The organism is Streptomyces sp. NPDC039480 (assembly GCF_055597165.1).
Genome location: NZ_JBVITX010000002.1, coordinates 747,244 through 763,625, shown reverse-complemented (window position 1 = coordinate 763,625; position 16,382 = coordinate 747,244). Strand labels below are relative to the sequence as shown.

The following is a 16,382-nucleotide window of genomic DNA, read 5'->3' as shown; positions in this document are numbered from 1 at the left end:
CAAGAGTTTGTGCCGGTACAGCCTACGGCGAAGTCAGCAGACCTCTTCGAGATCCCGCCAGTCACGGGAGTCCGGACTGTCCGCCACCCAGCCGTCGAGCAGCCCGCGCACCAGGCCCGCGGGCGCCGCCAGGCCGCACTCGCGCTCCGGCACCCAGAGGGCGCCCGGGCTGCGGTGGCCGAGCGGGCCCGGGTGGCCGGGCTCGCTGTGGTCGTGCGGATCCAGGTGCTCGCCGTCGCCCTCGTCGCTCGGCATCCGGGACTCGGAGCACATCCGGCAGAGCAGCCGCACGGAGGACGACCAGTCCTCGGCGGCGAAGCCCGCGTCGGCCGCGAGCCGCTCCAGGGCGTCCCTGTCGTCCTCGGTGGCGGCCTCCAGGAGGACCACCCAGGTCGGCACGGGCGAGGGCGCCCAGAGCTCGATCTCGTCGAACACGGGGAACGAGTGCCCGGCCGCCGTCGTCCGCTCGCCGTGCGGGACGCCGTCGTGCAGCACGACCTCGCCCCAGCGGCGCCCGGAGGAGGGCAGCGGAATGGACAGGACCTCCATACGGGCCGGGTCGAGGCGCCGGCCCCACACGACCTCGGCCTCCCCCTCCGGGGAGAGCCGCACGGCCGCGCTGCCGAGCTCCATGCCCGTGGGCTCGCCGGAGGCGGCCACCCCGCCGGGCACCCGCAGGCCGTACGCCTGCCAGGCGCGGCGGGCCAGCGGCCAGTCCTGCAGCGCGGTGGCCGCGATGCCGACGTTCCACCAGTCGGGGGCGCCCGCGGACCGGTCGAGCAGCGCGACGGCCCGCAGTCCGGCCGCCCGCGCCTGCTCCCAGTCGTGCCGGAACTTGTGCAGCAGCGCCAGGTTGAACCAGGACTCGGACAGCCAGGGTTCGAGATCCGCCGCGCGCGTGAGCAGTGCCCCCGCGTCCTCGTACCGGCCGTCGCCGATCAGCGTGAACGCGCGGTCGGTCGCCTGCCGCCATGAGGCGGAGGGCCGGTGCCGTCCCTTGCCGAAGATCCTCACGATTCCCGCCTGATTCCCGCCTGCCACGTCATGCGTAGGTCTTGTCTCGTCCGGGCACAGCGTCGGGTCCTTGCCCCCGTGCACCCTCTTCTTCGCATCCAACCACGTACGGTCGGACGGCCGCTCATTACCCATGGGTTACCCAGCCGGGCTCGAGGTAAGACCGTCCCTGGACAGCACCCTCGCCAGCGACTCCACGACCTCCGGCTGGTAGTCGTGGCCCGTGGCCAGGCGCAGCCTCTCCAGGGCGTGGAGCGGGCCGCCCAGCGCCCCTGAGGGTCCTTCTCCCCGCGCCATCTCGTCGTACGCGTTCGCCGTCCGCACAATTCGTGCGGTGAGCGGCTGCTCGCGGTACGGATCGGCCTGCCGCTCCACGACGACGGCGACCGCGGCGGCCACCCCCGTCTGCCGGACGACCGCTCCGCCGAGCAGGGCTATTCGGCGCTGTTCCGCCGCGGAGAGCGTCGCGGTGGCGCCCGCGGGGACCGGGTCGACGAGGGAGAGCTGTCCGATGTCGTGCATCAGCGCCGCGTGCTCCAGGACGGTGAGGTCCGACTCGGACAGGCCGAGGTCCCGGCCCACGGCCCGGCTGAGACCGGCCACCCGGTGGGCGTGGCCCTGCGGGGTGTATCCGGCGATCTCGGTGGCCCTGGCCAGTGAGGCGATGGTCTGCCGGTAGGTCGCGCGGACCGCCGCGTACCGCCGGAAGGACAGCTGGGTGAGCAGCAGCGGGAGGCTGAGGACGGGCAGCGCCCACAGTCCGGCCACGGCCACCGCGAGCGCCATGACGGCGCCCGTCGCGCACACCGCGGAGCCGATGCCGGGCATCGCCCGCAGCTCCTCCCGCAGCAGCGGCCCGAACGGCCACCGGGTGCGCGCGTGAGCCGTCACGGCGGCGAGGACGGCGTCGCAGAGCGCGGTGAGGACGAGCAGGGCGACGAGGACGAGCGCGAAGTACGGCCCGTGCCCCACCCTCCCCCACAGCCCCAAGGACATCGGCGATTCCTCCGCCCCGAGCCTGCCCGAGTTGTAGAGGGGCTGGAAGCAGGCGGCGGCGAACCCGACGGTCAGCACCCGGCGCGCCATGTGGTCGAGCGAGGGCCCGCGGCCGAGCGCCACGTTCGGTACCGCTCCGACCAGAACCGCCGCGACGACCACGGCGATCACCTGCGGCACCCCGTGGTGCGTGGCCTGCCCGGAGCTCTCGCCGAGCAGGGCGTACGCGAGCGCTCCCGCGGCGCCCAGCGGCGCGGGCTCCCGGTCCGCCCCGCTCCCCCACCGGGCCAGCTCGCCGAGGGCGATGAGCACTCCGAAGGCGAGGGCGGCCCGGCCTTCGGTGATGCCGTGCCAGAGGGTCCAGGCGAGGGAGCCGAGGGCGAGCAGTCCGGCCAGACAGGTGACCGTGTGAGGCAGCCGGGAGGGGGCCTTCACCGGGCCACCGTGCGGAACACCGCAGGCCGGGCGGGCGGGGCGGGCGCGGGGCCCTGCGGTCCGCCGCCGCCCTGCTCGGGGACGTCCGCCGTGACCTCGGGGTGCCAGCCGTGCCGGTCCAGGGCCCGGGCGAGCGCCCCGACCATCTCGGGGTCGAACTGCGCGCCCGCGCACCGGGTGAGTTCGGCGACGGCCGCCTCGACGGGCCGGGCCCGCCGGTACGACCGGGTCGACGTCATGGCGTCGAAGGCGTCGGCCACCGCCACCACCCGCGCGCACTCCGGGATCTGCGGCCCGGTGAGCCCGTACGGGTAGCCGCTGCCGTCGATCCGCTCGTGGTGGTGCAGGATCGCCGCCCTGGCCTCGCCGAGGAAGCCGATGCCGCGGACCATCTCGTGCCCGTACTCGGGGTGCAGTTCGATGACGCGGCGCTCCTCCGGCGTCAGCGGCCCGTCCTTGCGCAACAGCCGGGTGGGTACGCCGAGTTTGCCGACGTCGTGCAGGATCCCGGCGAACCGCAGGACCTCGACGCGCTCGTCGTCCATGCCCAGCTCACGCGCGATCATCACGGAGGCGCGGCCGACGCGCTCACTGTGCCCGCGGGTGTACTTGTCCTTGATGTCGACGGCCTGGACGAGCGCGCGGATGGTGGCCTGGTGGGCGGCGCGCTCCCGGTGGTACTGCGCGAAGACCCAGCAGGAGACGCCCATCGGGAGCAGGACGAGCAGGGCGGCGGCGGGCCCGTACGGGCTGGTCCAGAGCACCGCCATCATCAGTCCGGCCAGGCCGTGCACGGCGACGGGCGCGAGCGCCCGCGGGAAGAGCCCGCGCCAGGCGGTGCGCGCCGGGACGCGCTCGGCGGTCAGGAGGACGCCGCCGTCCAGCACGGTGAGCACGGCGGCGAAGGCCAGCACGGCGGCTCCGGCGGGCCCGAGGACGTACGGGAAGTCGGGTGCGGCACTGGCGGCGGGACCGCCGAGGGCGGCATAGACCCGCGCGGACACCCAGGCGGCCAGGGCGAGTTGGGCGGCGCGCCAGACGCGGCGCAGCCGGCGGGGGTGCCGGTCGACGCGGGCGAGCAGCGCGCCGGGGACGGCGACGAGCGCGGCGGCCGACGGCGGCAGCAGGAAGACCCCGGCGAGCAGGACGGGAAAGAAGGTGCCGAGTCCGCGCGGGGCCCGGCGGCCGACGAAGCGGCACCTGGTGATCTGCTCGCAGCCGGCGTAGAGCACGGAGAGGAGGGCGACGGCCGGCCACGACGGACGCTCACCGGCCGCGGGGACGGCACAGGCGACGCCTGCCAGGGCGACGCACAGGATGTAGACGCGGGCCCGCACCGGCACCGACCGCATGGAGGTCTCCTCCCCGTTTCCGGTCCGGAGACTAGAACGGCGGTCCGCCGGTCAGCGCGCGGCTGCCGGTAATTAGCACGTTCGAGTGACGGGAGAGGAGAGCGGGGCCCGTGCGCGGACCCCGCGTGTTCAGGCCTCCGAGGGGGCCGCGTCCTGGGTGACGTCCTGCTCGGGGACGGCCTGCCCGGAGCGGATCAGGTCGATGCGGCCCATCACCTTGGCCCGCAGGTCGACGGGCACGTCGTCCTGGCCGCAGCAGCGCTTCACCAGCTTCTTGACCGCCTGCTCGAGGCCGTACTTCTCCAGGCACGGAGAGCACTCCTCGAAGTGCGTCTCGAACTTGGTGCAGTCGCTGTCCGGCATCTCGTGGTCGAGGAACTCATAGAGATGGTCCAGGACTTCACTGCAGTCAGTCTCGTGCGGCTCTCCGCAGCTCATGAGCCCGAGCCTTTCGTTCCGTTCGACTCCCCGGCACCTGCCGGGACGAGCCCGCGCTCACGGGCGTAGTCCTCCAGCATGCCGCGCAGCTGGCGGCGGCCCCGGTGCAGTCGGGACATCACCGTACCGATGGGTGTCCCCATAATGTCCGCGATCTCCTTGTACGCAAAGCCCTCTACGTCGGCCAGATAGACGGCGATGCGGAATTCCTCGGGGATCGCCTGCAGCGCCCGCTTCACGTCCGAGTCGGGCAGGTGGTCCAGCGCCTGCGACTCGGCGGAGCGCAGACCGGTGGACATGTGCGACTCGGCGCGCGCGAGCTGCCAGTCCTCGATCTCCTCGGCGGCGCTGCGCTGGGGCTCGCGCTGCTTCTTGCGGTACGAGTTGATGAACGTGTTGGTGAGGATGCGGTACAGCCACGCCTTGAGGTTGGTGCCCTCACGGAACTGGTGGAACGACGCGTACGCCTTGGCGTAGGTCTCCTGCACCAGGTCCTCGGCGTCCGCCGGGTTGCGCGTCATGCGCAGCGCCGCCGAGTACATCTGGTCGAGGAACGTCAGCGCGTCCCGCTCGAAGCGGGCCGTGCGCTCCGCGGCCGTCTCGGGGTTCTCCGAACTCTCTCGGGGCTGCTCCGCCTGGCCGTGCTCGGTCCCTGCGTCGGTCCCAGTGACCGGACCCACCTCCTCCAACGACGTGGTGAGGCCGAAAGCAGCCCCACTCGAATCGGAGGATAGACGACGACCCGCTCCCCGCGCCGCCCGAATAGATGCGGTTTTGGGTGCGCTCAGCACCGTCCACTCCAGGTCAGAGGCGCTGGAGCGGTTCGGGCAGATGGTCGAACCCATGCGGCGGACTCCCTCTCGTACGAACACTGCTGACGGCGTTCACCGTCTGTCCGCAACAACAGAGGTCACCCGTCCAACATTCCCGCCCACCGGGTGACGCCGTCCGTGATGCGTTTCACTGCCTCGTCCTGCCCGATGTCCGCCCGCTTCGGCACGGCGAACCCGTGGTCGCCGTAGGGGATTTCCACCAGCTCGTACGGCCCCTCGGGGAACTCGGCGGGCTTTCCGAAGGGGTCATTGCCGCCTTGGACGACGAGGGTGGGCACGCCCGCGCCGAGGAGTTCGTCCGCGCGGGACTTCTCCGGCTTGCCCGGAGGGTGCAGGGGGAAGCTGAGGGCGAGCGCGGCGGCGGCGCCCAGCTCGGTGGCGGTGCGGCAGGCGACGCGGGCGCCGGCGCTGCGGCCGCCCGAGATCACGGGCAGCCCCTTCTTCTCCAGCGCGGGCCAGATGCCGCGCCACCCCACGTCCAGCGTCTTCGGCGCGGGCGCGAGCTTCTTGCCCGCGACCCGCCAGGGCTGCTCGACGAGGGCGACGGTCACACCGTGGGCGGGCAGCTCGGCGGCGAGGGCCTGAAGGTCACGGGCCTCGATGCCACCACCGGCGCCGTGGCTGACGGCGAGGACGAGGCGGGCGCTCTTCTTCGGGGCCGGGTGCCAGGTGATGCGTGCCTCACCGGCGTCGGTCTGGATGATCTCGCTCTGGGTCACGTCAGAAGAGTGTGCCCTCTTCGGGTCCGTCGAGCTCCTTCAGCAGCTCCGGTCCGTTGTTGCGTACGTTGCTGACGGCGGTGGACACCGGATAGGCCCGCATCAGGCCGTGCGGCGGCGGCTCCAGGAGGGTGCGCAGGTCCTCGGCGTCCGTGCGGGACGGGTCGAGCCAGGCGTCCCAGCGGTCCGGGGTGAGCATCAGCGGCATGCGCGGGTGGATGTCCGCGAGCGAGCGCGGGCCCTCCTCGGGGGCGACGGCGAGGGGTGCGGTCTCCGCCTCCGTGGTGATCACCGTGCACGTCACCCACCAGGCGAGAGGGTGCTCGTCGGGCAGGGTCTTGTCCCGCCAGAATTCGTAGAGCCCCGCCATGGCGAAGACGGAGCCGTCGGCGGGCGTCACGAAGTAGGGCTGCTTGCGCGGCCGCTTCTTCTTGCCCTCGACCTCCAGCTGCCGCTCCTCGGGCGCGGTCACCCACTCGTAATACCCGTCGGCGGGGATGACGCAGCGGCGGGAGGTGAAGGCCCGGCGGTAGGACGGCTTCTCGTGGACGGTCTCCGCGCGCGCGTTGATCATCCGGGCGCCGCCCTCGGGCGTCTTGGACCAGGAGGGGACGAGCCCCCACTTGAGCGTGCGCAGCTGGCGAACCGGACGCGGGTCCTCGGCGTCTTTCAGAGGACGGTCCAGGACGGCGTAGACCTCTTTGGTGGGGGCCACGTTGAAATCGGGGGCGAACTCCTCCTGGGGCTCCTCCCACTTCTCGATCTCAAAGGTCGCCGCGAGATCCTCGGGCCTACGACTGGATGCAAACCGTCCGCACATACGTGCCAGACTGCCAGACCGCGTACGACCATAGGAGTCACTCCCCGCAATGGAAAGCACCGCCAACGCAAGCCTGACCGACCTCTGGGACCGCGTCTTCGGCACGCAGGCGGCGCCCGAGCAGTGGCTGGTGATCGCGACCGGTGTCGTCGCCCTCGCCGTCGTCGTGCCGCACGCCGTATGGCGCCTCGCCCGCAACGCCATCACCATCGCGCACGAGGGCGGCCACGGCCTGGTCGCCCTCCTCACCGGGCGCCGCCTCGACGGCATCCGGCTGCACTCCGACACCTCGGGCCTGACCGTCTCGCGCGGCAGGCCCACCGGCATCGGCATGATCCTCACCGCGGCCGCGGGCTACACCGCTCCCCCGCTGCTCGGCCTCGGCGGCGCGGCGCTGCTCTCCTCCGGGCGCATCACCGCGCTGCTGTGGATCGCCACCGCGCTGCTCGTCGTGATGCTGGTGATGATCCGCAACGCGTACGGCGCGCTGACCGTGGTCCTCACCGGCGGCACGTTCCTGCTCGTGTCGTGGCTGGCCGACACCGACGTGCAAGCGGCGTTCGCGTACGCGGTGGTGTGGTTCCTGCTCCTTGGAGGCGTACGTCCCGCCTTCGAACTGCAGGCCAAGCGCAGGCGCGGGGGCGCGGGCGACTCGGACGCGGACCAGCTGTCGCGGCTCACGCACGTACCGGCGGGGCTGTGGCTCTTCCTCTTCCACGCCGTCTCGCTCTGTTCCCTGATGGGCGGGGGTCGCTGGCTCCTCGACGTCTGAGCAGGGTCACCGGCAGCCACTAAAGTGAGGGCATGACCGAAACCCCGGCGAACACCGCCCTCTGGCCCGCCCCGCACGCAAGCGGAGCCGTCACCGCGACGGTCCACGTCCCCGGTTCGAAGTCGGTCACCAACCGCGCGTTGGTCCTGGCCTCGCTGGCCGCCGAGCCGGGCTGGCTGCGCCGTCCGCTGCGCTCCCGCGACACCCTGCTGATGGCGGGCGCGCTGCGGGCCATGGGCGTCGGCATCGAGGAGACGGTGTCGTCGAGCTCGTCGGTCGCGGGCGGCAAGGAGGGTTCCGGCGAGGCCTGGCGTGTGATCCCCTCGGGCCTGCACGGCCCGGCCACGGTCGACGTGGGCAACGCCGGCACGGTCATGCGCTTCCTGCCCCCGGTCGCCACCCTCGCCGACGGACCGATCAGGTTCGACGGCGACCCCCGTTCGTACGAGCGGCCCCTGCACGGCGTGATCGACGCCCTGCGCGCACTCGGCGCCCGCATCGACGACGCGTCGCAGGGCAGCCCGGGCGCGCTGCCGCTGACCGTGCACGGCGGCGGTGCCCTGGAGGGCGGCCGGGTCGAGATCGACGCCTCGTCGTCCTCGCAGTTCGTCAGCGCCCTGCTGCTGTCGGGCCCCCGCTTCAACCAGGGCGTCGAGGTGCAGCACGTGGGCGGTGCCCTGCCGTCGATGCCGCACATCCGGATGACCGTGGACATGCTCCGTGCCGTCGGCGCCCAGGTGGACACTCCCGAGGCGGGCGGCGAGCCGGACGTGTGGCGGGTCGCCCCCGGCGCCCTCCTCGGCCGCGACCTGACCATCGAGCCCGACCTGTCGAACGCCCAGCCGTTCCTGGCCGCGGCCCTGGTCACCGGCGGCACGGTCACCGTCCCCGACTGGCCGGCCCGCACCACGCAGCCCGGCGACGCGCTGCGCGAGATCTTCACGCAGATGGGCGGCTCCTGCGAACTGACCGAGCAGGGCCTGGTGTTCACCGGCTCCGGCTCGATCCACGGCATCGACGTGGACCTGAGCGAGGTCGGCGAGCTCACCCCCGGCATCGCGGCGGTCGCGGCCCTCGCCGACTCGCCCTCGACCCTGCGCGGCGTCGCCCACCTCCGTCTGCACGAGACGGACCGGCTCGCCGCGCTCACCAAGGAGATCAACGAACTGGGCGGTGACGTCACCGAGACCGCCGACGGCCTGCACATCAGGCCGCGCCGGCTGCACGGCGGCATCTTCCACACCTACGACGACCACCGCATGGCGACCGCGGGCGCGATCATCGGCCTCGCGGTGGACGGCGTACAGATCGAGAACGTCGCGACGACGGCGAAGACGCTCCCGGACTTCCCCGACCTCTGGACCGGGATGCTCGGGAACTGACGGGCGGAACGAGAACATGCGCCGCTACGGCAAGAACCCCGACGAGGACGACATCCGCGTCCGCCCCAACCGCAAGGGCAACCGCCCCCGCACCCACATCAGGCCCAAGCACGAGGACGCGGCCGAGGGCATGGTCCTCACCGTCGACCGGGGGCGTCTCACCGTCCTGGTCGACGACCGGATCGTGATGGCGATGAAGGCCCGCGAGCTGGGCCGCAAGGCCGCCGTGGTGGGCGACAGGGTCGCCGTGGTCGGGGACCTGTCAGGCAAGAAGGACACGCTCGCGCGGATCGTACGGATCGCGGAGCGCACCTCCGTCCTGCGGCGCACCGCCGACGACGACGACCCGTACGAGCGCGTGGTCGTCGCCAACGCCGACCAGCTCGCCATCGTCACGGCCCTCGCCGACCCCGAGCCGCGTCCGCGGCTGATCGACCGGTGCGTCGTGGCGGCGTACGACGGCGGTCTGGAGCCCATCCTCGTCCTGACCAAGTCGGATCTGGCGTCCGCCGACAAGATCCTGGAGACGTACGCCACCCTCGACATCCCCTATGTCGTCACCAGCCGCGAGGAGTTCACCGACGGCGCGGAGCTCGCGCGGGTCCACGAACTGCTCGACGGCAAGGTGACCGCCTTCGTCGGGCACTCCGGGGTCGGCAAGACGACGCTCGTCAACGCGCTCGTCCCGGAGGAGCGGCGGCGCACGACCGGGCACGTCAACGCGGTCACGGGCCGCGGCAGGCACACCACCACGTCCGCGCTGGCACTGCCGCTCGCGGACGTGGGCGGCTGGGTCATCGACACTCCGGGCGTGCGGTCGTTCGGCCTCAACCACGTCGACCCGTCCCGCGTCATCCTCGCCTTTCCCGACCTGGAGCCGGGGACGGTGGACTGCCCGCGCGGCTGCAGCCACGACGAGAAGGACTGCGCCCTGGACGCCTGGGTGGCCGCCGGGCACGCGGACCCGCAGCGCCTCTACTCCCTGCGCAGGCTGCTCGCGACACGGGAACGGCGCGACGACGACTGACCTCCCCGTTGTTTGCACCGCGCGGGCGAAGGTAAATGCATAATCGCACCGAGCCGGATTCCGGGCGGACGAAGCGGCCGCACATCGTGGACGAGTACGGGAGGCAAGGACATGGCGTGGCTGCTGGTCATCGTCGCCGGGATTCTCGAGACCGGCTTCGCGGTCTGTCTCAAGCTGTCGCACGGCTTCACCCGGCTCTGGCCCACGATCGCGTTCGCCTGCTTCGCCCTGGGCAGCTTCGGGCTGCTGACCCTGGCGCTGAAGAAGCTGGACGTGGGGCCGGCCTACGCGGTCTGGACGGGCATCGGCGCCGCGGGCACCGCCATCTACGGCATGATCTTCCTCGACGACCTGGTCTCCACGCTCAAGATCGTGTCGATCTCCTTCGTCATCATCGGCGTGATCGGCCTCCAGCTGTCCGGCTCCGCGCACTAGCCCGGCAGCTACCTGGGCGCCACCCAGCGCCCTATGGCCCCGCGGACCACTTCCGCGGGGTCGTCGTCGTTCCCGGCCGGGGCTATGACGTACGACAGGGCGAGGCGGACGGCGCTCTCGCAGGCGCGGGCCAGCTCGGGGTCGCGGCTCCTGGCCCGGCCGCCGAGCGCGAGCACCGCCCGGTCCCGCACCAGCGTGAGCAGCTCCGCGGCGGTGGGCACCCCCGCGTCCGCGCGGCGCTGCGCGGGCACCGACGAGGTGGAACCGGCGTTCCGGCTCGGCGCGGGCAGCCGCTCGCTCCAGCAGCCGGTGAGCGCGGCCCGCACCAGCGCGTTGCCTCTGGCGGCGCCGACCGTCCACGCGGCCACGGCGGCGAGCCGGTCGGCGGGTTCGCGCTCCTCGGCGAGGGCCCGCTCGACACCGTGCAGATAGCCGTCCGTCTCGCGCCGCAGCAAGGCGCGGGCCAGGCCGTCCTTGCTGCCGAATTCGTTGTAGAGGGTCTGCCGGGACACCCCGGCGGTGGCCGCGACGTCGACCATGCGGACGCCGGGCCACGGCCGCCGTGCGAGCGCCGTGTACGCCGCGTCCAGTAAGGATTCCCGTGCTGCGGGCATCGTCGCCTCCCCGGGCCCAGGGCCGGACAGGCCCATAGGGGCTCCCGTGCCAGAGTTGACGGGCTCGGCAGCACTGTCAATAGCCCCGGCGCAAGCGCCGTGAAGCGCCTCGTACCTGGCGCTGTGGATCGTGCCGAACGAGATCGATACTGTTCACCCATGCCCGACTACCACGATGATCTGCGTCTCGCCCACGTCCTCGCGGACACCGCCGACGCCGCGACCATGGCCCGGTTCAAGGCCCTCGACCTCAAGGTCGAGACCAAGCCGGACATGACGCCGGTGAGCGAGGCCGACAAGGCCGCCGAGGAGCTGATCCGTGGCAACCTCCAGCGGGCCAGGCCGCGCGACGCGATCCTCGGCGAGGAGTACGGCGTCGAGGGCACGGGCCCGCGCCGCTGGGTGATCGACCCGATCGACGGCACCAAGAACTACGTGCGCGGCGTCCCGGTGTGGGCCACCCTGATCTCCCTGATGGAAGCGGGCGAGGGCGGGTACCAGCCGGTGGTCGGCGTGGTCTCCGCGCCCGCGCTCGGCCGCCGCTGGTGGGCGGCGAAGGGCGGCGGCGCGTACACGGGCCGCTCCCTCACCTCGGCGACCCGGCTGCACGTCTCCAAGGTCTCGCGGCTCTCGGACGCCTCGCTGGCGTACTCCTCGCTCTCCGGATGGGAGGAGCAGGGCCGCCTCGACGGCTTCCTGGACCTGACGCGTTCGGTCTGGCGCACCCGTGGCTACGGCGACTTCTGGCCGTACATGATGGTCGCCGAGGGGTCGGTCGACCTCTGCGCGGAGCCGGAGCTCTCGCTCTGGGACATGGCGGCGACCGCGATCGTGGTGACCGAGGCGGGCGGCAGCTTCACCGGCCTCGACGGCAGGCCGGGCCCGCACAGCGGCAACGCCGCCGCGTCGAACGGCCTGCTCCACGACGAGCTGCTGGGCTATCTCAACCAGCGCTACTGAGTCGTACGACCGAGTCGAACCGACCGCGGACCGGCTGAGGCGAATCGGCCGCGGACCGGCCTGGTCGAACTGACCGCGCACGCCCCCTTGCTCGCCCCCGGCGTGGCTGCAACTCTGAGAGTCCCCCCACTTGTGAACTTGTGAATCCGTTCTCCAAGCAGGTGGCGGAGGCAATCCTTCGCCCACCGGGAGACCGCGGTTTCACCAAGGAGGTGGCTCACGCCCATGCTCGTCCGCGACGCCATGAGCTCGATGGTCCTCACCATCGGCCCCGCCCACACTCTCCGTCAGGCCGCCCACCTGATGGCGGCCCGCCGCGTCGGCGCGGCCGTCGTCCTGGACCCCGACACCTGTGGCCTCGGCATCCTCACCGAGCGGGACATCCTCATCTCCCTGGGCCTCGGCCAGGACCCGGACCAGGAGGTCGCCGGCACCCACACGACCACCGAGATCGTCTTCGCCTGCCCCTCGTGGACCCTGGAGGACGCCGCGGACGCCATGTCGCACGGCGGCTTCCGACACCTGATCGTCATGGACGGGAACGAACCGACCGGGATCGTCTCGGTCCGCGACATCATCCGCTGCTGGGCGCCGGGCCGGCGCGCGGCGGCCACCGCCTCGATGGCGGGGTGAACGCGGCGGCGGGCCGGCCCCCATGAGGGAACCGGCCCGCCGCACTGCCCACGGCAAGTGGTGCTGGTCAGCCGCGCAGGGCCTGGACCGCGGCCTCCAGCCGCTTGCCGAAGTCACCGTCGGCCTGACGGAAGTTGTCGATCGCGCGCTCGGCGATGTCGTCGCGCGAGACCTTGGAGATGAAGCCCGCCAGATTCTCGACCAGGCGGACCTTCTCGTCCTCGGACATCAGCCGGTAGAGGTTGCCCGCCTGCACGAAGTCGTTGTCCTCGGCGTGCCTGACCGGCTCGTGGTTGCCGGTGCCGCCCGTGACCGGGACGGACTGCCACAGCGGCCGGTCCGTCTGGAACGGTCCGCCGAAGCTGTTCGGCTCGTAGTTCTTCGCGCCCTTGTGACGGCCGTCGTAGAGGAAGCCGTCGCGGGAGTGGGTGCGCGCCTCGGTGGCGTGCGGACGGTTCACCGGCAGGTGGTCGGCGTTGATGCCGACGCGGTAGCGGTGGGCGTCGCCGTACGCGAAGAGGCGGCCCTGGAGCATCTTGTCGGGGGACGGGCCGATGCCGGGCACGAAGTGCGCGGGGCTGAAGATGGCCTGCTCGACCTCGGCGAAGACGTTCTCCGGGTTGCGGTTGAGCTCCAGCTTGCCGATCTCGATCGGCGGGTAGTCCGCGTGCGGCCACACCTTCGTGAGGTCGAACGGGTTGAAGCGGTAGTTCGCCGCGTCGGCCGCCGGCATGATCTGCACCTGCACGGACCAGGACGGGAAGTCGCCGCGCTCGATGGCCTCGCGCAGGTCGCGCTGGTGCGAGTCGGGGTCCTTGCCCGCGAGGACCTCGGCCTCCTGAGCGGTGAGGTTCTTGATCCCCTGGTCGGTCTTGAAGTGGTACTTGACCCAGAAGACCTCACCGGCTTCGTTGTTCCACTGGAACGTGTGCGAGCCGAAGCCGTCCATGTGGCGGTACGAAGCGGGGATGCCGCGGTCGCCGAAGAGCCAGGTCACCTGGTGGGTGCTCTCCGGGGAGAGGCCCCAGAAGTCCCAGACGTTGTCCGCCTCCTGCGAGCCCGTGTAGGGGTCGCGCTTCTGGGTGTGGATGAAGTCGGGGAACTTGATGGCGTCCCTGATGAAAAAGACCGGGGTGTTGTTGCCGACGAGGTCGTAGTTGCCCTCTTCGGTGTAGAACTTCAGCGCCCAGCCGCGCGGGTCGCGCACGGCGTCGGCCGAGCCGAGGTTGCCGGCCACGGTGGAGAACCGCAGGAACGTCTCGGTCTCCTTGCCGACCTCGGAGAGGAACTTCGCACGCGTCCACTGCGAGACGTCCCGGGTCAGCGTGAAGGTGCCGTACGCACCCGAGCCGCGGGCGTGCACGACCCGCTCCGGGATCCGCTCGCGGTTGAAGTGGGCGAGCTTCTCCAGAAGCAGCTGGTCCTGGACCAGAACCGGTCCGCCGACGCCCGCGGTCTCACTGTTCTGATTGTCGGCGACCGGCGCCCCGGCCTCCGTGGTGAGCGATCCCTGCGTCACGTGCGCCTCCTGCGTCATTCCTGCAAGTCCTGTCCGTCGACCCTGTCCCTTGGCGTTTGCCGTACTCGATCCTACGATGGACTTTGTCTAAGTCAAGCGAGAATCCAAATTCACACCCGTTCGGGACTGAGGTCCCCCGCCTGTTAGGCTGGCTCCCATGAGTGACCTGTTGGAACGACTGCGCGGCCGCGGCTGGCGCATGACGGCGCAGCGACGCGTCGTGGCCGAGGTCCTCGACGGGGACCATGTCCACCTCACAGCCGACGAGGTGCACGCCCGCGCCACGGACAAGCTGCCCGAGATCTCCCGCGCCACCGTGTACAACACCCTGGGCGAGCTCGTGAGCCTCGGCGAGATCCTCGAGGTCTCGACCGACCGCCGCGCCAAGCGGTACGACCCGAACGCGCACCGGCCCCACCAGCACCTGGTCTGCGCCCGCTGCGGCGCCATCCGCGACGTCCACCCCACGGGCAACCCCCTGGCGAGCCTCCCCGACTCGGAGCGCTTCGGCTTCACGGTCGAGGACGTGGAGGTCACGTACCGGGGCGTCTGCCCGAGCTGCGCGGCGGCGTAGCACTTTTCCGTACGACTTTTCGTACGACTGCGAAGGCCCCCGGCACCGCACGGTGCCGGGGGCCTTCGTCGTGCGCCTTCGTCGTGCGCCTCCCGACCGGTGCCGACCCCCTTCCAGAATCTGACGCCCCGTCATATTCTCTGCGGCGCCCGACATCCGCCTGCCCTCCGCGAGGAGAAGCCGTGGAAGAAGATCCGCACCCCAAACTCCGCGCCCACGCGGTGACCAGGAGCTTCGGCCGAGCCGCCAAGGCGGTGCACGCCCTGGGCCCCGTCGACCTGGAGATCGCCCCCGGTGAGTTCACCTGCCTCGTCGGCCCCTCGGGCTGCGGGAAGTCGACCCTCCTCCGCATCGCCGCCGGCCTCCTGCGCCCCGGCTCCGGCGAACTGAGCATCCGCACGGCAGCCCGCCACCCCGTCGCGATGATCTTCCAGGACTACGGCATCTACGACTGGAAGACCGTCCGGGCCAACGTCCGCTTCGGCCTGGACATCCAGAAGGTCCCCCGCCGCGAGGCGAACGCGCGCGTCACCGACTGGCTGACCCGCATGGGCCTCGCCGACTTCGCCGACGCCTATCCCGCCGCCCTCTCCGGAGGCATGCGCCAGCGTGTGGCGATCGCCCGCGCGCTGGCAGTGGAGCCCGAGATCCTCCTGATGGATGAGCCCTTCGCCGCCCTCGACGCCCAGCTCCGCATCCTCCTGCAGGATGAGCTCCTCGCCCTCACGCAGGCCACTCGGACCACGACGCTGTTCGTCACGCACAGCCTCGAAGAGGCGATCGTCCTGGGGGACCGCGTCCTGGTGATGTCGGCCCGGCCCGGCCGCGTCATCGCCGAGCGCCGCCCGCCGTTCCCGCGCCCTCGCGGCGGCGAGATCCGTACCGCGCCCGAGTTCACCGCCCTGAAGGGCGAGCTGTGGGAGCTGCTGCGGGCCGAGGTCGGCACGGCGGCCGCGGCATGACCAGGACCACGAGCAGGACCACGACCACGACCGCCGGCAAGGGTCCCGCCTCTCAAGAGGACCTGCTGGTCCGGAAGCCCGGTCCGCGGGAGCTGCACCCCGTCCGCACCCATCGCCGCCGCCGCGCCCTGGAGCTGTCACTCGCCGTGGGCGTCCCCGCGGCCCTGATCCTGCTCTGGCAGCTGGCCGCCGTCCGCGGCTGGATCGACGACCGCGTCTACCCGGCGCCGCAGACCATCCTGGAGGACGGCTGGCACCGCGCCGCGGACGGCCAGCTGTGGCCGGACGTGTGGGCCACGCTGAAGCGCGTGCTCGCCGGGTACGCGATCGGCACGGTCGCCGGGTACGCGCTGGGCCTCCTGATGGGCACGCTCTCCGTGGTACGGGCCGCGCTGGAGCCCACACTCGACGCGCTGTACGTCGTCCCGAAGCTGGCGCTCCTGCCGGTCTTCCTCAACATGTTCGGGCTCGGCGAGGGCCCGCAGATCGCACTCGTCGCCGCCACGGTCTTCTTCTTCGTCTGGATCTCGACGATGGCGGCGGTCCTCGCCGTCCCGTCGGGACACCGCGACGCGGGGCAGGTCTTCGGCGCCTCGCCCTGGCAGATGTTCCGCCACGTCCTGCTGCCCGCGTCCCTGCCGGCCGTCCTTGTCGGCGCGCGGATCGCCGCGGGCGTCGCCGTCCTGGTGATCGTCGCATCGGAGCAGATCGCGGCGGCCGACGGCCTCGGCCACCTGATCTTCGACTCGCGCGCCCTCTTCCAGAACGACGTGATGTTCGTCGGCATCGTCTGCGTCGCCCTGCTCGGCGTCGTCTTCTCCGAGCTGGTGCGGATCGCGGGCCGCCTGCTCGCTCCCTGGGCCCCGCGCGACCGCGGACGGAGCCAGTCGTGACACG

Annotated in this window: 18 protein-coding genes; 9 read left to right on the top strand and 9 right to left on the bottom strand. The window is 72.0% G+C overall.

What is annotated here, in order from left to right; translation table 11 throughout:
• Positions 1-33 precede the first annotated feature (33 nt).
• The 7 genes from ACZ56E_RS09535 to ACZ56E_RS09505 all read right to left on the bottom strand — a co-directional run bounded on the left by ACZ56E_RS09535 (position 34) and on the right by ACZ56E_RS09505 (position 6,607).
• Positions 34-1,014 (bottom strand): tetratricopeptide repeat protein, encoded by a 981-nt coding sequence (locus tag ACZ56E_RS09535; RefSeq protein WP_468609036.1) that lies wholly within the window; start codon positions 1,012-1,014, stop codon positions 34-36.
• A gap of 138 nt (positions 1,015-1,152) precedes the next feature.
• Positions 1,153-2,445 carry an HD-GYP domain-containing protein gene (locus tag ACZ56E_RS09530; RefSeq protein ID WP_471212711.1) on the bottom strand — a complete coding sequence of 431 codons (1,293 nt, stop codon included), beginning with the start codon at positions 2,443-2,445 and terminating at the stop codon, positions 1,153-1,155.
• Positions 2,442-3,797 carry an HD-GYP domain-containing protein gene (locus ACZ56E_RS09525; RefSeq protein ID WP_471212709.1) on the bottom strand — a complete coding sequence of 452 codons (1,356 nt, stop codon included), beginning with the start codon at positions 3,795-3,797 and terminating at the stop codon, positions 2,442-2,444. Before ACZ56E_RS09525 ends, ACZ56E_RS09530 begins: the two co-directional genes overlap by 4 nt.
• Positions 3,798-3,926: 129 nt before the next feature.
• Positions 3,927-4,235, bottom strand: a complete 309-nt coding sequence (gene rsrA / locus ACZ56E_RS09520; protein ID WP_362996335.1) for a mycothiol system anti-sigma-R factor — start codon at positions 4,233-4,235, stop codon at positions 3,927-3,929.
• On the bottom strand, positions 4,232-4,915 hold the full coding sequence (locus tag ACZ56E_RS09515) for a sigma-70 family RNA polymerase sigma factor (protein ID WP_468609042.1): 684 nt from the start codon (positions 4,913-4,915) through the stop codon (positions 4,232-4,234). The genes rsrA and ACZ56E_RS09515 overlap by 4 nt, the downstream gene beginning before the upstream one ends.
• Before the next feature lie 230 nt (positions 4,916-5,145).
• Positions 5,146-5,787 (bottom strand): alpha/beta hydrolase family protein, encoded by a 642-nt coding sequence (locus ACZ56E_RS09510; protein WP_471212706.1) that lies wholly within the window; start codon positions 5,785-5,787, stop codon positions 5,146-5,148.
• 1 nt (position 5,788) lies between these two features.
• Positions 5,789-6,607, bottom strand: coding sequence for an SOS response-associated peptidase (locus ACZ56E_RS09505; protein ID WP_468609046.1), 819 nt, complete (start codon positions 6,605-6,607; stop codon positions 5,789-5,791).
• A gap of 49 nt (positions 6,608-6,656) precedes the next feature.
• Between ACZ56E_RS09505 and ACZ56E_RS09500 the strand changes: the two genes are divergently transcribed.
• From ACZ56E_RS09500 to ACZ56E_RS09485, 4 genes are all read left to right on the top strand, one after another.
• On the top strand, positions 6,657-7,379 hold the full coding sequence (locus ACZ56E_RS09500) for a M50 family metallopeptidase (protein ID WP_468609048.1): 723 nt from the start codon (positions 6,657-6,659) through the stop codon (positions 7,377-7,379).
• A gap of 32 nt (positions 7,380-7,411) precedes the next feature.
• Positions 7,412-8,761 carry a 3-phosphoshikimate 1-carboxyvinyltransferase gene (gene aroA, locus ACZ56E_RS09495; RefSeq protein ID WP_471212701.1) on the top strand — a complete coding sequence of 450 codons (1,350 nt, stop codon included), beginning with the start codon at positions 7,412-7,414 and terminating at the stop codon, positions 8,759-8,761.
• 16 nt (positions 8,762-8,777) lie between these two features.
• On the top strand, positions 8,778-9,788 hold the full coding sequence (gene rsgA / locus ACZ56E_RS09490) for a ribosome small subunit-dependent GTPase A (RefSeq protein WP_468609052.1): 1,011 nt from the start codon (positions 8,778-8,780) through the stop codon (positions 9,786-9,788).
• A gap of 111 nt (positions 9,789-9,899) precedes the next feature.
• Complete coding sequence (locus ACZ56E_RS09485; protein ID WP_362996345.1) at positions 9,900-10,223, top strand: DMT family transporter; 324 nt, start codon at positions 9,900-9,902, stop codon at positions 10,221-10,223.
• An 8-nt stretch (positions 10,224-10,231) separates the two neighbouring features.
• On the opposite strand, the gene ACZ56E_RS09480 is transcribed toward ACZ56E_RS09485, so the two are convergent.
• Positions 10,232-10,837: a TetR/AcrR family transcriptional regulator gene (locus ACZ56E_RS09480; RefSeq protein WP_471212697.1), complete on the bottom strand. Its 606-nt coding sequence runs from the start codon at positions 10,835-10,837 to the stop codon at positions 10,232-10,234.
• A gap of 159 nt (positions 10,838-10,996) precedes the next feature.
• Between ACZ56E_RS09480 and hisN the strand changes: the two genes are divergently transcribed.
• Both hisN and ACZ56E_RS09470 read left to right on the top strand, forming a co-directional pair.
• The gene (hisN, locus tag ACZ56E_RS09475; RefSeq protein WP_471212695.1) at positions 10,997-11,797 is read left to right on the top strand and encodes a histidinol-phosphatase; all 801 of its coding nucleotides are present in this window, start codon (positions 10,997-10,999) and stop codon (positions 11,795-11,797) included.
• A 225-nt stretch (positions 11,798-12,022) separates the two neighbouring features.
• The gene (locus ACZ56E_RS09470) at positions 12,023-12,430 is read left to right on the top strand and encodes a CBS domain-containing protein (protein ID WP_468311304.1); all 408 of its coding nucleotides are present in this window, start codon (positions 12,023-12,025) and stop codon (positions 12,428-12,430) included.
• 67 nt (positions 12,431-12,497) lie between these two features.
• Here ACZ56E_RS09470 and ACZ56E_RS09465 read toward each other — a convergent pair whose 3' ends face one another.
• The gene (locus tag ACZ56E_RS09465; RefSeq protein WP_471212692.1) at positions 12,498-13,967 is read right to left on the bottom strand and encodes a catalase; all 1,470 of its coding nucleotides are present in this window, start codon (positions 13,965-13,967) and stop codon (positions 12,498-12,500) included.
• Between the two features lie 139 nt (positions 13,968-14,106).
• Here ACZ56E_RS09465 and ACZ56E_RS09460 point away from each other — a divergent pair, with 139 nt between their 5' ends.
• From ACZ56E_RS09460 to ACZ56E_RS09450, 3 genes are all read left to right on the top strand, one after another.
• Positions 14,107-14,523, top strand: coding sequence for a Fur family transcriptional regulator (locus ACZ56E_RS09460; RefSeq protein WP_362996355.1), 417 nt, complete (start codon positions 14,107-14,109; stop codon positions 14,521-14,523).
• Between the two features lie 182 nt (positions 14,524-14,705).
• Positions 14,706-15,485 carry an ABC transporter ATP-binding protein gene (locus ACZ56E_RS09455; RefSeq protein ID WP_471212690.1) on the top strand — a complete coding sequence of 260 codons (780 nt, stop codon included), beginning with the start codon at positions 14,706-14,708 and terminating at the stop codon, positions 15,483-15,485.
• Positions 15,482-16,378, top strand: coding sequence for an ABC transporter permease (locus ACZ56E_RS09450; RefSeq protein WP_471212688.1), 897 nt, complete (start codon positions 15,482-15,484; stop codon positions 16,376-16,378). Before ACZ56E_RS09455 ends, ACZ56E_RS09450 begins: the two co-directional genes overlap by 4 nt.
• The last annotated feature ends 4 nt before the right edge of the window (positions 16,379-16,382 follow it).